Below are 13,586 nucleotides of genomic sequence, written 5' to 3' on the forward strand. Positions count from 1 at the left end.
TAGCATGTGCATAAAGGGCATGGGTTTCGTATTTGACTTCCCCTGTATATAGGGGTGTAAGAAAAAGCCGTCTGAAAATCACACTCGGATTTTCAGACGGCCTTTTTTAGTTCAATCTTAATTAAAACCGGCTCAACCTCACGCCTGCGGCGCGGTTTGCTCCAATTCGATTGCCGCCGCCAAGAGCGACAGGCGCGCCATCACGCCGTACACATACAGCCGGTTGTGTTCGTTGTCGATACCGCTGCTTTTGCCTGCTCGCGGCATGCCGAGCGAATCCCATTGTTCGAACACGCGTTTGCAGGCTTCGGGGGCTTCTTCGGAGTCGTCGCCGTCGCCGGTCGGAATGCTGTTGGAAAGCGGTACGAACACCATGCCGCCCGCATTCAGGTTTTCATCCGCGCCGCGGCCTTCGTGCACGCGGAAAAAGCCGCCGATGACAAACCGATCCATCATATATACCACCGGCTCGCATACGGCGCCGTTTAAGGTTTCGTAGGTGTAGATACCTTCCTGTACGATAACCTCCGTTACCTCCAAGCCTTCTTTGACTTTGGCCATTTTGTTGCGGTTTTTGCGGTTCAGCCCGCGCACTTCGTCGGCGGACTTCACACTCATCACGCCCATTCCGTAAGTGCCCGCATCGGCTTTGACGATGGCGAAAGGCTTGTCGCCAATGCCTTTTTCATCATACTTGGCTTGGATTTTCGCCAATACGCGCCCTACTGCTTCCGCCAACGCGTCTTCGCCCTCGCGCTCTTGGAAATCCAAGCCGCTGATTTTTTCAAAATACGGATTAATCTGCCATTCGTCGATATCGATTAATTCGGCAAACTCCGCCGCCACTTGGTCGTAAGCGGCGAAGTGGGCGGTTTTGCGGCGGGTTGTCCAACCGCCGTGCAGCGGCGGCAGGACGGTTTGGCTGACGTTTTGCAGAATTTCGGGAATACCTGCCGACAAGTCGTTATTCAGCAAAACCACGCAGGGAGAAAAACCGTCTGCCAGGTGAACGCGGTCACGGGTACGCAGTAATGGCTCGAGCAAAATAGTATTGCCCAAGGCCGTCTGAAATTCAGTCGGCTCGGTCACTTCGGGATTCAAGCTGCCCAAGCGCACTTCGTAACCTGCGGAGCGTAAAATTTCGGTCAGCGCATAGACGTTTTGCAGGTAAAACGTGTTGCGGGTATGGTTTTCCGGAACAATCAGCACCGATTTGGCCGTTTCGCAGGCACGTTGCACCGCGTCTTGCGCCGCCACCGCCGCCAACGGGATGAAGTTCGGGTTCAGATTATTAAAACCGCCCGGGAAAAGATTCATATCGATGGAAGAAATCTTATAACCCGCATTGCGGATATCGACCGATCCGTAAAACGGCGGCCGGTGCGCATTCCACTGCGAGCGGAACCAATTTTCGATTTTCGTGTGATTCGCCAAAATCTTGGCTTCGAAGTCTTGCAATTGAGCAATGTGCTCTGTTTCAATAACCGGCAATTTCATTTTCGCCCCATCTCGTTTATCCGAGCATAGCGGAACAGCCCCGCCATACACATAATAAAGCCGCACAAAATGAGAACGAAGCAGGCAAAACACACCGCAAAGCGCGACAACGCCGCATCGGTCTCATTTGAAAGGCCGTAAAACCTAAAAACAGAATTTCAGCAATAATAGTAGCATCAAACCGTTTCCACAAGCAGCCGCCGGCAATTAACCTAAATTTTCCCAGCATGCATCATTTTATTGTACAAAATGTCTAATTTTATGAAAATTTACAAAAGATTTTTTCAGAATTAGACAAAATCAGTTGCAATCTACCTGCAATCCGTCTAATATCCCCACCATACAACCATTCCAAACCACATCCAACCGGAACCCTATCCACCATGACTCCGCAAACCCTCTACGACAAACTCTGGAACAGCCACGTCGTCCGCGAAGAAGAAGACGGCACCGTATTGCTGTATATCGACCGCCATCTGGTGCATGAAGTCACCAGCCCGCAAGCCTTCGAAGGCTTGAAAATGGCCGGACGCAAGCTGTGGCGCATCGACAGCGTCGTTTCCACCGCCGATCACAATACCCCGACCGACCACTGGGACAAAGGCATCCAAGACCCGATCTCCAAGCTGCAAGTAGATACCTTAGACAGCAACATCAAAGAATTCGGCGCACTGGCGTATTTCCCGTTTAAAGACAAAGGCCAAGGCATCGTTCATGTTATGGGGCCGGAGCAAGGCGCCACCCTGCCCGGCATGACCGTGGTTTGCGGCGACTCGCACACCTCCACCCACGGTGCGTTCGGCGCATTGGCGCACGGCATCGGCACATCCGAAGTGGAACACACCATGGCCACCCAATGCATCACCGCCAAAAAATCCAAATCCATGCTGATTAAAGTAAACGGCCGTCTGAAACCGGGTGTGACCGCCAAAGACGTTGCGCTGTACATCATCGGCCAAATCGGCACCGCCGGCGGCACGGGCTACGCCATCGAGTTCGGCGGAGAAGCGATCCAAAGCCTTTCCATGGAAGGCCGCATGACTTTGTGCAACATGGCCATCGAAGCGGGCGCGCGCAGCGGCCTGGTGGCCGTGGACCAAACCACCATTGATTATGTAAAAGGCAAGCCGCTTGCCCCCAAAGGCGAAGATTGGGAAAAAGCCGTTGCCTATTGGCGCACGCTGGTTTCCGACGAAGGCGCGGCTTTCGATAAAACGTTCGAATTCGACGCGGCCGACATCGAACCGCAAGTCACTTGGGGCACATCGCCCGAAATGGTGCTCGGCGTGGACGGCAAAGTACCGAATCCTGCCGACGAAGCCGATCCTGTCAAACGCAGCGGCATGGAGCGCGCCCTGCAATATATGGGCTTGAAAGCAGGCACACCGCTGAACCAAATCCCCGTTGATGTCGTATTTATCGGCTCCTGCACCAACAGCCGCATCGAAGACTTGCGCGAAGCCGCCGCCGTGGCCAAAGGCCATCTGAAAGCCGCCAATGTCGACCGCGTCTTGGTCGTACCCGGTTCCGGCTTGGTAAAAGAACAGGCCGAACAAGAAGGGTTGGACAAAATCTTTATCGAAGCCGGTTTCGAATGGCGTGAGCCGGGCTGCTCGATGTGCCTGGCCATGAACGCCGACCGCCTTGCGCCGCAAGAACGCTGCGCTTCCACATCAAACCGCAACTTCGAAGGCCGCCAGGGCAACGGCGGACGCACCCACCTCGTCAGCCCCGCCATGGCCGCCGCCGCCGCCGTCACCGGCCGCTTTACCGACGTGCGCGAAATCGCGTAAACTCATCAGCACCGGCCCGGCCGCACCTTTGGCGGAACCCCGCGTTCCGCCCATTCCCAACAACACATTAAAGGAGCAGAACATGAAAAAAATCGCATCTATCGCACTTGCCGCCGCACTGACCGTAGGCCTGTCTGCCTGCGCCAACACTTGGAACGGCGCCAAAGAAGACAGCCGCAACGCCCTTGAAGCCACCGAGCGCGGCGTAGAAAAAGCCGGCAACGCCACCGAAAAAGCCTGGGATAAAACCAAAGCCGCTACCGAGCACGGCGCGGAAAAAGTCGGCAACACTACCGAAAAAGCCTGGGATAAAACCAAATCCGCCACCAAACGCGGCGCGGAAAAAGTCGGCAACGCTACCGAAAAAGCCTGGGACAAAACCAAATCCGCCACCGAGCGCGGTGCGGAAAAAGTCGGCAACGCCACCGAAAAAGCCTGGGACAAAACCAAGTCTGCCACACAACGCGGCTGGGATAAAACCAAAGAAGCCGTAACAGGCAAATAAGCCGTCTGAAAAGCGCCTGCACCGCAGGCGCTTCCCCGTACCACCTACCGGCGCACCCGCAACCGCTCCAACTGGAATACACATGAAAGCCTTTACCCGCCTCACCGCCGTCGTCGCCCCGCTCGACCGCGCCAACGTCGATACCGACGCCATCATTCCCAAACAATTTTTAAAATCCATCAAACGCAGCGGCTTCGGCCCCAACGCCTTTGACGAATGGCGTTATTTAGACCACGGCGAGCCGGGCATGGACAACAGCAAACGCCCGCTCAACCCCGATTTCCCACTTAACCAGCCTCGCTATCAGGGCGCGCAAATCCTGCTGACGCGCAAAAACTTCGGCTGCGGCTCCTCGCGCGAACACGCACCGTGGGCTTTGGACGACTACGGCTTCCGCGCCGTCATCGCCCCGAGCTTTGCCGACATCTTCTTCAACAACTGCTACAAAAACGGCCTGCTGCCGATTGTGTTGAGCGAAGAACAAGTCGAGCAGCTTTTCCAAGAAGTCGAAGCCAGCGAAGGCTATCAACTTTCCATCGACTTGGAAAAACAAAGCCTGACCACCCCGAGCGGTGAAACGTTCGCCTTCGACATCACCGAACACCGCAAACACTGCCTCTTAAACGGCCTCGATGAAATCGGCCTGACCCTGCAACACGCCGACGAAATCAAAGCGTTTGAAGAAAAACGCAAAGCCGCCCAACCTTGGCTGTTTAACGGCTAATCCTGAATATGCAGGACGGATAAGACCACCCTGCATTTTTCAGACGGCCTCCCCCGCACCGAACCATGATTACCGACACCATAGCCAACGCCGGCCGCTACGCCGCGCTGCATCCCGATTTCGCCGACGCGCTTGCCCTGCTGCAAACGCTGGATTTCGCCGCCCTGCCCGACGGCCAAATTCCCTGTGACAATCCCAATATCCGCCTGTTTGTCGGCAGCGAGCCTATGCGCACGCGCGAAGCAGCCAAGCCCGAAGCGCATCTGCACCATATCGACATCCAAGTGCCGATCAGCGGCAGCGAAACCTACGGCTGGGCGGAAAAAGGCCGTCTGAAAAACGGCTTGGGCTACGATACTCAGCGCGACATCGAATTTTTCGATGACGAAGCCGAAACGTGGTTTGAACTCAAACCCGGTGAATTCGCCCTGTTCTTCCCCAACGACGCCCACGCGCCGTTGGTCGGCAGCGAAACGTTTATCCGCAAGGCGGTGTTTAAAATCCGCACCGCAGAAACGCGGATTGAATAATTTTTTCAGACGGCCTCCGTCTCAAAAAGCCGTCTGAAAACCGTAAATCTCGTTATACCTTTTCACACAAGGAAACTACAATGACCCAACACATCGCCATCCTGCGCGGCGACGGCATCGGCCCCGAAATCGTGCGCGAAACCGTACGCGTACTCGACAAACTGATTGAGCAAGGTTTGGACGTAAGCTACGAATACGCCCCGCTGGGCGGCGAAGCCTACGACGAATACGGCCATCCCTATCCCGAATTCACGCAAAACCTCTGCCGCAAAGCCGATGCGGTATTGCTCGGCGCTGTCGGCGGCCCGCAATACGACAACCTTGACCGCCCGCTGCGCCCCGAGCGCGGTCTGTTGGCGATCCGCAAAGACTTAAACCTGTTCGCCAACCTGCGCCCCGCCATTCTGTATAAAGAGCTGGCCAACGCCTCTACGCTGAAACCCGAAGTGGTGGCCGGTTTGGACATCCTGATTGTGCGTGAGCTGACCGGCGATATTTATTTCGGCGAACCGCGCGGCATCCGCGTGCTGGAAAACGGCGAGCGCGAAGGCTTCAACACCATGAAATACAGCGAAAGCGAAATCAAGCGCATTGCCCACGTCGCTTTCCAAGCCGCGCAAAAGCGTAATAAAAAAGTCTGCTCCGTCGGCAAAGCCAACGTATTGGAAACCACCGAGCTGTGGCGCGAAATTTTCGATGACATTGCCAAAGAATATCCCGATGTGGAACTGAGCCATATGTATGTGGACAACGCCGCCATGCAGCTCGTGCGCGCGCCGAAGCAATTCGACGTCATCGCTACCGGCAACATCTTCGGCGACATTTTGAGCGACCAGGCTTCCATGCTCACCGGCTCCATCGGCATGCTGCCGTCTGCCTCTTTGGATGAAAACGGCAAAGGCCTCTACGAACCTTCGCACGGTTCCGCGCCCGATATCGCCGGACAAGACAAAGCCAACCCGCTGGCCACCATTCTGTCGCTGGCCATGCTGGTACGCTACAGCCTGAACGACGAAGCCCGTGCGCAACAAATCGAAAACGCCGTGCAAAAAGTATTGGAGCAGGGCTTCCGCACCGGCGATATTTTTGAAGAAGGCACAAAACTCGTTTCCTGTTCGGAAATGGGTGATGCCGTATTGGCTGCTTTGTAAAACCGCAAGCCAAGCGCATCCCTATTCCGCCATGCACACTCAGCGTAATATCGGTTTTCCCTTAACGGGCTGCCCGATTGCATGCTGATGATTTGGCAATACAAGCCGTCTGAAAAACACGTTTTTCAGACGGCTTTTTTTATGGAAAAGCTGCTACCGAGCTTTTAGAAGCGGCATATAGCTGGGTTACTTTATTGCATACAGCCACCTGAAAAATGTACGTATTTTTAAGTTATTTGGCTATAGCTTTAAACTCCTAAAACAAAACCGACGCTCCCAAATTTATATCCTTAAAAAAGCCGTCTGAAAAATCCCCCCTATCCAATCCCTCAAACAATCGCTTCACTCCCCGCCAAGCTCCCCGTTTACCGCCCGGCAGTGTTAATCCACCATTAACATTTCCATTCATTTATTTTCTCAGGCTTCATATCTGAGTTTTTCCGTTCCTATTCGTTCTTTTTTCCACGTTCCCACGCATTAAATTTTCGATTTTATTCTTTTAAGTTCGCAAACAAACCATTCATTGCCAAATCCTATCCAAGCATCGCCCGCACCCGGCAAACGGCATGAAAAAACATCAGGACAATTTGCCAGCAGGGGCAATACCTGATACGATTTGCAGCGAAGCAAAATAGTTTGCGGCGGCCTACGCGCCTGCCCGATAACGGAAAATCCAAATCTTTGAATATTAAAGAGCTTCCTTGGATTGTTTCGGTTTTGCGTTTTCATTTCGATTTTCTGCGAAAACGAAAACAAACGAAGCGGCCCACGGGCCAAATTTGAAATACTCAACATAAAGGATAGAATAATGTCCACACAAATGCACGATGTTGACCCGATTGAAACACAAGAGTGGTTAGACGCGTTAGGTTCGGTGCTGGAAGTCGAAGGCAGCGAGCGCGCGCAATATCTGTTAGAAAACCTGGTGAAATACAGCCGCAAAAAAGGCGTGAATATGCCGCACGGCACCACCACGCCTTACGTCAATACCATTACTGTCGGCGAAGAAAAGGCCATTCCGGGCGATCAGAGCATCGAGCACCGCATCCGTGCGTTTGTGCGCTGGAATGCTGCCGCCATCGTATTGCGCGCCGGTAAGAAAGATTTGGAGCTGGGCGGCCACATTGCCTCCTTCCAATCTTCCGCCACCATGTACGAAGTCGGCTTCAACCACTTCTGGAAAGCCAAAGGCGACGGCGAAGAAGGCGATTTGGTATTCTTCCAAGGCCACGTTGCGCCCGGCATCTATGCCCGCGCGTTTGTCGAAGGCCGCCTGACTGCCGAGCAGCTCGACAACTTCCGTCAAGAAGTGGACGGCAAAGGCATTCCGTCTTACCCCCACCCCCACCTGCTGCCTGATTTCTGGCAATTCCCGACCGTATCCATGGGCTTGGGCCCGCTGATGGCGATTTATCAGGCACGCTTCCTGAAATATCTGGAATCGCGCGGTTTGGCCAAAACCAAAGGCCGTAAAGTATGGGTATTCTGCGGCGACGGCGAGATGGACGAGCCGGAATCCCAAGGCGCGATTTCCCTGGCTGCCCGCGAAGGCTTGGACAACCTGGTATTCGTGATTAACTGTAACCTGCAGCGCCTCGACGGTCCGGTACGCGGCAACGGCAAAATCATTCAAGAGCTGGAAGGCAACTTCAGCGGTGCCGGTTGGAACGTGGTGAAAGTCATCTGGGGCCGCCGCTGGGACAAACTGCTGGAGCGCGACACCAACGGCATCCTGCGCCAACGCATGGAAGAGTGCTTGGACGGCGACTACCAAACCTATAAATCCAAAGACGGTGCATACGTGCGCGAGCATTTCTTCAACACGCCGGAACTGAAAGCCATGGTGGCCGACATGACCGACGAAGAAATCTTCGCCCTCAACCGCGGCGGTCACGACCCGCAAAAAATCTACAACGCCTACGACCGCGCGGCCAACCATGCCGACGGCCGTCCGACCGTTATCCTGTCCAAAACCATTAAAGGTTACGGCATGGGTACCGCCGGCGAAGCGCAAAACGTTGCCCACCAAGCGAAGAAAATGGATACCGCTTCCCTGAAGCACTTCCGCGACCGCTTCGACATTCCGGTGACCGACGAGCAAATCGACAGCGGCGACCTGCCTTACCTGAGCTTCGCTCCCGACAGCGCCGAATACAAATACCTGCACGAGCGCCGCGCGGCTCTGGGCGGCTACCTGCCGACCCGCCAGCCGACCCAGGAAGTATTGGAAGTGCCCGAGCTGTCTGCATTCGACGCCCAGCTGCAAAGCAGCGGCGAGCGCGAATTCTCGACCACTATGGCATTTGTCCGCATTCTGTCCACCCTGCTGAAAGACAAGAAAATCGGCAAACGCGTTGTACCGATTGTACCCGATGAAAGCCGTACTTTCGGTATGGAAGGCATGTTCCGCCAATACGGCATCTGGAACCCGAAAGGCCAGCAATACACCCCGCAGGATAAAGACCAGCTGATGTTCTATAAAGAATCGACCGACGGTCAGATTCTGCAGGAAGGTATTAACGAGCCGGGCGCGATGGCCGACTGGATTGCTGCGGCCACCTCTTATGCCAACAGCAAAGTGCCGATGATTCCGTTCTACATCTACTACTCTATGTTCGGTTTCCAACGTATCGGCGACCTGGCATGGGCGGCAGGCGATATGCACGCACGCGGCTTCCTGCTGGGCGGCACAGCCGGCCGTACCACCCTGAACGGCGAAGGTCTGCAACACGAAGACGGCCACAGCCACATTCAGGCCGACCTGATTCCGAACTGCGTCTCTTACGACCCGACCTTCCAATACGAGCTGGCCGTGATTGTACAAGACGGTCTGCGCCGCATGTATGCCGAAGACCAAGATGTGTTCTACTACATCACCCTGATGAACGAAAACTACGCGCATCCGGAAATGCCTAAAGGCGTGGAGCAAGACATTCTGAAAGGTATGTACCTGCTGAAAGCCGGCGGCAACAGCGACAAGAAAGTCCAACTGATGGGCTCAGGCACCATCCTGCAAGAAGTGATTGCCGGTGCCGAGCTGCTGAAAGCCGACTTCGGCATCGATGCCGACATCTGGTCATGCCCGTCCTTCAACGAGCTGCACCGCGATGCCATCGAAGTGGAACGCTACAACCGCCTGCACCCGCTGGAAACCGCCAAAGTACCGTTCGTCACCGAAAAACTGCAAGGCCACACCGGCCCGGTAGTCGTGGCAACCGACTACATCCGCAGCTATGCCGAGCGTCTGCGCGCCTACATTCCTAACGACTTCCACGTTTTGGGTACCGACGGCTTCGGCCGCTCCGACAGCCGCGCCAACCTGCGCCGCTTCTTCGAAGTGGACCGCTACAACGTAGCCGTGACCGCACTGAGCGCCCTGGCCGACCAAGGCAAAGTCAGCAAAGAAACCGTACAGCAAGCAATTGAAAAATACGGTATCGATGCCGACGCCGCACCGAGCTGGAAACGCTAAGCAGCGGTTTTCAGACGGCCTTTGAAAAGGCCGTCTGAAAAAGCGCACAAGCCAAAGCATACAGGCCGCCCGCACAGGGCGGCACAGAACGAATTATTATTAAAGGAACTCTGATGAGTATCGTAGAAATCAAAGTACCCGACATCGGCGGCCATGAAAACGTGGACATCATCGACGTAGCCGTCAAAGTCGGCGACACCATTGCCGTTGACGACACCCTGATTACCCTGGAAACCGACAAAGCCACTATGGACGTACCGGCCGATGCCGCAGGCGTCGTGACCGAGCTGAAAGTCAAAGCCGGCGACAAAATTTCCGAAGGCGGCGTGATTCTGCTGGTAGAAACCGGCGCCGCAGCCGCTGAAGCTCCGGCAGCCGCGCCGGCAGCCGAAGCACCTGCTGCGCCTGCCGCTGCCGCACCCGCAGCCGGCGGCGCAGTCGAGCAAGTGACCGTACCCGATATCGGCGGCCACAGCGGCGTGGACGTGATTGCCGTCGAAGTCAAAGTCGGCGACACCGTAGCCGTTGACGACACCCTGATTACCCTGGAAACCGACAAAGCCACCATGGACGTGCCGTGTACCGCCGCCGGCGTGGTGAAAGCCGTTTACCTGAAAGTGGGCGACAAAGCATCCGAAGGCACCGTCATCATCGATGTTGAAACCGCCGCTTCCGCCGCTGCCGCACCGGCACAAGCCGCTGCCCCTGCGCCCGCACCTGCCGCCGCTCCGGCTCCGGCTGCTGCGCCTGCCGCTGCTGCACCTGCACCGGCTGCCGCACCGGCACAAGCACCGATTAACGAAGAAGCCTTCTCCAAAGCCCACGCCGGTCCGTCCGCACGCAAACTGGCGCGCGAATTGGGCGTTGATTTGGGCCTGGTCAAAGGTACCGGTCTGAAAGGCCGTATCATGGGCGAAGACATCAAAGCCTTCGTCAAAGCCGCTATGCAGGGCGGCGCGGGCAAAGCTGCGCCTGCTTCTCTGGGCGGCGGTTTGGACCTGCTGCCGTGGCCGAAAGTGGACTTCAGCAAATTCGGTTCGGTTGAAGTGAAAGAATTGAGCCGCATTAAGAAAATCTCCGGCCAAAACCTGTCACGCAACTGGGTAGTCATTCCGCACGTTACCGTACACGAAGATGCCGACATGACCGAGCTGGAAGAGTTCCGCAAACAGCTCAACAAAGAGTGGGAACGCGAAGGCGTGAAACTCTCTCCGTTGGCCTTCATCATCAAGGCTTCCGTAGCCGCGCTGAAAGCCTTCCCGGAATTCAACGCCTCTCTCGACGGCGACAACCTGGTGCTGAAAAACTACTTCAACATCGGTTTTGCCGCCGACACGCCGAACGGCTTGGTGGTACCGGTGATTAAAGACGTGGATCAAAAAGGCCTGAAACAAATCAGCCAAGAGCTGACCGAATTGTCGAAAAAAGCCCGCGAAGGCAAGCTCAAACCGCAGGAAATGCAAGGCGCATGCTTTACCATTTCCAGCCTGGGCGGCATCGGCGGCACCGGCTTCACCCCGATTGTGAACGCACCCGAAGTTGCCATCTTGGGCGTGTGCAAATCACAAATGAAACCGGTATGGAACGGCAAAGAATTCGAGCCGCGCCTGATGTGCCCGCTGAGCCTGTCGTTCGACCACCGCGTCATCGACGGCGCCGCCGGTATGCGCTTCACCGTATTCCTGGCCAACCTGTTGAAAGACTTCCGCCGCATTACGCTGTAACACGGATTTTCAGACGGCCTGAAGCCTGTCGGAAGGCCGTCTGAAAAATACGGGAAAAGAAATAAAGCGGGTTGCGCCATCATATGATGAAAGCGGATACGGTTTAACCGCCGCCCTGCCAAACTTTTCCCATACAGCCATACGGATTTTTTCAGACGGCCTTAGCACACCGTAAGGCCGTCTGAAACGGAACAATCAAAGAAAGATTCAAAATGAGCTTAATCGAATTAAAAGTGCCCGATATCGGCGGCCACGAAAATGTGGACATCATCGCCGTAGAAGTCAAAGCGGGCGACACCATCGCCGTTGACGATACCCTGATTACCCTGGAAACCGACAAAGCCACTATGGACGTACCGGCCGAAGCGGCAGGCGTGGTCAAAGAAGTCAAAGTCAAAGTCGGCGACAAAATCTCCGAAGGCGGCGTGATTCTGGTGGTAGAAGCCGAAGGTGCCGCCGAAGCACCCAAAGCCGAAGCCGCACCTGCTGCCGCTCCGGCACAAGAAGCCCCGAAAGCCGCCGCACCCGCTCCGCAAGCCGCGCAATTCAGCGGTAACGCCGATGCGGAATACGACGTTGTGGTATTGGGCGGCGGCCCCGGCGGTTACTCCGCTGCTTTCGCCGCAGCCGACGAAGGCCTGAAAGTCGCCATCGTCGAGCGTTACGCCACCTTGGGCGGCGTGTGTCTGAACGTAGGCTGTATCCCCTCCAAAGCCCTGCTGCACAACGCCAACGTCATCGACGAAGTGCGCCACCTGGCCGCCAACGGTATCAAATACCAAGAGCCGGAGCTGGACATCGACATGCTGCGTACCTATAAAGACAAAGTCGTCGGCCGCCTCACCGGCGGTTTGAGCGGCATGGCCAAAGCCCGCAAAGTGGACGTTATCCGCGGTAACGGCCAATTCGTCGGCGCGCACCATATCGAAGTCGCCCTGACCGAAACCGGCGAATACGATGCACCACTGGTTGAAACCGGCGAAAAACGCACCATCCAGTTCAAAAACGCCATCATCGCCGCGGGCAGCCGCGTGATGAACCTGCCGTTTATCCCGCAAGACCCGCGCATCATCGACTCTACCGGCGCGCTGGCTCTGAAAGAAGTGCCGGGCAATATGCTGATTATCGGCGGCGGCATCATCGGCCTCGAAATGGGCACGGTGTACAGCACTTTGGGCACCCGCCTCGAAGTCGTCGAAATGATGGACGGCCTGATGCAGGGCGCCGACCGCGACCTGGTGAAAGTATGGCAAAAAGCCAACGAGCACCGCTTCGACCGCATCATGATCAACACCAAAACCGTAGCCGTAGAAGCCCGTGAAGACGGCATCTACGTGACCTTCGAAGGCGAAAACGCACCGAAAGAACCGCAACGCTACGACAGCGTGCTGGTAGCCGCAGGCCGCGCGCCCAACGGCAAACTCATCGGCGCGGAAAACGCCGGCGTCGCCGTGACCGAGCGCGGTTTCATCGAAGTCGACAAACAAATGCGTACCAACGTACCGCACATCTACGCCATCGGCGACATCGTCGGCCAACCCATGCTGGCGCACAAAGCCGTACACGAAGGCCACGTTGCCGCCGAAAACTGCGCCGGCCACAAAGCCTACTTCGATGCCCGCGTCATTCCGGGCGTAGCCTTTACCTCCCCTGAAGTTGCCTGGGTCGGTGTCACCGAGACCTCCGCCAAAGCGCAAGGCCTCAAAATCACCAAAGCCAACTTCCCGTGGGCGGCATCCGGCCGCGCCATCGCCAACGGCTGCGACGACGGCTTCACCAAGCTGATTTTCGATGCCGAAAGCGGCCGCATCATCGGCGGCGGCATCGTCGGCCCGAACGGTGGCGACATGATCGGCGAGATCTGCCTGGCCATCGAAATGGGCTGCGACGCCGCAGACATCGGCAAAACCATCCACCCGCACCCGACCCTGGGCGAATCCATCGGTATGGCGGCGGAAGTGGCACTGGGCGTATGTACCGACCTGCCGCCGCAAAAGAAAAAGAAATAATGCCCCCAAGCTTGTAGACTAACAGCTTGCAAGCATCGGCATAAACCAAAGCCGTCTGAAAATCTCTGATTTTTCAGACGGCTTTTTTCTATCAGGCATACAGACGAAACATCACTGGATACCCAATATCCGGCTTACGCCCGATTTCAGGCTTAATGAATCGCACGCCTTTGCATATATA

10 protein-coding genes are annotated in these 13,586 nt (G+C 56.0%); 8 read left to right on the plus strand and 2 right to left on the minus strand.

From position 1 onward, the window contains the following. Window positions 1–138 precede the first annotated feature (138 nt). Window positions 139–1,497 (minus strand): glutamate--cysteine ligase, encoded by a 1,359-nt coding sequence (gshA, locus tag BDE01S_RS03295; RefSeq protein ID WP_066077408.1) that lies wholly within the window; start codon window positions 1,495–1,497, stop codon window positions 139–141. Between the two features lie 383 nt (window positions 1,498–1,880). Between gshA and leuC the strand changes: the two genes are divergently transcribed. From leuC to leuB, 5 genes are all read left to right on the plus strand, one after another. Continuing rightward, a complete protein-coding gene (leuC, locus tag BDE01S_RS03300) occupies window positions 1,881–3,290 on the plus strand; it encodes a 3-isopropylmalate dehydratase large subunit (RefSeq protein ID WP_066077410.1) in 1,410 nt (469 codons plus the stop codon). An 82-nt stretch (window positions 3,291–3,372) separates the two neighbouring features. Then, complete coding sequence (locus BDE01S_RS11815) at window positions 3,373–3,795, plus strand: hypothetical protein (RefSeq protein ID WP_066077411.1); 423 nt, start codon at window positions 3,373–3,375, stop codon at window positions 3,793–3,795. A gap of 82 nt (window positions 3,796–3,877) precedes the next feature. Then, complete coding sequence (gene leuD, locus BDE01S_RS03310) at window positions 3,878–4,519, plus strand: 3-isopropylmalate dehydratase small subunit (RefSeq protein ID WP_066077413.1); 642 nt, start codon at window positions 3,878–3,880, stop codon at window positions 4,517–4,519. Between the two features lie 65 nt (window positions 4,520–4,584). Beyond that, the gene (locus BDE01S_RS03315; protein WP_066077416.1) at window positions 4,585–5,049 is read left to right on the plus strand and encodes a NanQ anomerase/TabA/YiaL family protein; all 465 of its coding nucleotides are present in this window, start codon (window positions 4,585–4,587) and stop codon (window positions 5,047–5,049) included. A gap of 80 nt (window positions 5,050–5,129) precedes the next feature. Further along, entirely contained in the window at window positions 5,130–6,200 is a 1,071-nt protein-coding gene (leuB, locus tag BDE01S_RS03320; RefSeq protein ID WP_066077418.1) for a 3-isopropylmalate dehydrogenase, read from the plus strand. 477 nt (window positions 6,201–6,677) lie between these two features. Here the strand turns inward: leuB and BDE01S_RS11820 are convergent, their stop codons facing one another. After that, window positions 6,678–6,929, minus strand: coding sequence for a hypothetical protein (locus tag BDE01S_RS11820; protein ID WP_245934296.1), 252 nt, complete (start codon window positions 6,927–6,929; stop codon window positions 6,678–6,680). A gap of 79 nt (window positions 6,930–7,008) precedes the next feature. Here BDE01S_RS11820 and aceE point away from each other — a divergent pair, with 79 nt between their 5' ends. The 3 genes from aceE (at window position 7,009) to lpdA (ending at window position 13,405) form a co-directional block, all read left to right on the plus strand. Continuing rightward, window positions 7,009–9,672 carry a pyruvate dehydrogenase (acetyl-transferring), homodimeric type gene (gene aceE, locus BDE01S_RS03325; protein ID WP_066077419.1) on the plus strand — a complete coding sequence of 888 codons (2,664 nt, stop codon included), beginning with the start codon at window positions 7,009–7,011 and terminating at the stop codon, window positions 9,670–9,672. A gap of 113 nt (window positions 9,673–9,785) precedes the next feature. Then, window positions 9,786–11,396, plus strand: coding sequence for a dihydrolipoyllysine-residue acetyltransferase (aceF, locus tag BDE01S_RS03330; RefSeq protein WP_066077421.1), 1,611 nt, complete (start codon window positions 9,786–9,788; stop codon window positions 11,394–11,396). 212 nt (window positions 11,397–11,608) lie between these two features. Then, on the plus strand, window positions 11,609–13,405 hold the full coding sequence (lpdA, locus tag BDE01S_RS03335; protein ID WP_066077423.1) for a dihydrolipoyl dehydrogenase: 1,797 nt from the start codon (window positions 11,609–11,611) through the stop codon (window positions 13,403–13,405). Window positions 13,406–13,586: the final 181 nt, after the last annotated feature.

Origin of the sequence: Bergeriella denitrificans NBRC 102155 (assembly GCF_001592185.1) — a bacterium.
GTDB classification, from domain to species: Bacteria; Pseudomonadota; Gammaproteobacteria; order Burkholderiales; family Neisseriaceae; genus Neisseria; species Neisseria denitrificans.

What these genes read in the sequence shown, in the direction of transcription:
- aceF (WP_066077421.1), top strand. Translation starts at nt 9,786, where the DNA reads ATGAGTATCGTAGAAATCAAAGTACCCGACATCGGCGGCCATGAAAAC.
- aceE (WP_066077419.1), top strand. Translation starts at nt 7,009, where the DNA reads ATGTCCACACAAATGCACGATGTTGACCCGATTGAAACACAAGAGTGG.
- BDE01S_RS11815 (WP_066077411.1), top strand. Translation starts at nt 3,373, where the DNA reads ATGAAAAAAATCGCATCTATCGCACTTGCCGCCGCACTGACCGTAGGC.
- BDE01S_RS11820 (WP_245934296.1), bottom strand. Translation starts at nt 6,929, where the DNA reads ATGAAAACGCAAAACCGAAACAATCCAAGGAAGCTCTTTAATATTCAA.
- leuC (WP_066077410.1), top strand. Translation starts at nt 1,881, where the DNA reads ATGACTCCGCAAACCCTCTACGACAAACTCTGGAACAGCCACGTCGTC.
- BDE01S_RS03315 (WP_066077416.1), top strand. Translation starts at nt 4,585, where the DNA reads ATGATTACCGACACCATAGCCAACGCCGGCCGCTACGCCGCGCTGCAT.
- gshA (WP_066077408.1), bottom strand. Translation starts at nt 1,497, where the DNA reads ATGAAATTGCCGGTTATTGAAACAGAGCACATTGCTCAATTGCAAGAC.
- lpdA (WP_066077423.1), top strand. Translation starts at nt 11,609, where the DNA reads ATGAGCTTAATCGAATTAAAAGTGCCCGATATCGGCGGCCACGAAAAT.
- leuB (WP_066077418.1), top strand. Translation starts at nt 5,130, where the DNA reads ATGACCCAACACATCGCCATCCTGCGCGGCGACGGCATCGGCCCCGAA.
- leuD (WP_066077413.1), top strand. Translation starts at nt 3,878, where the DNA reads ATGAAAGCCTTTACCCGCCTCACCGCCGTCGTCGCCCCGCTCGACCGC.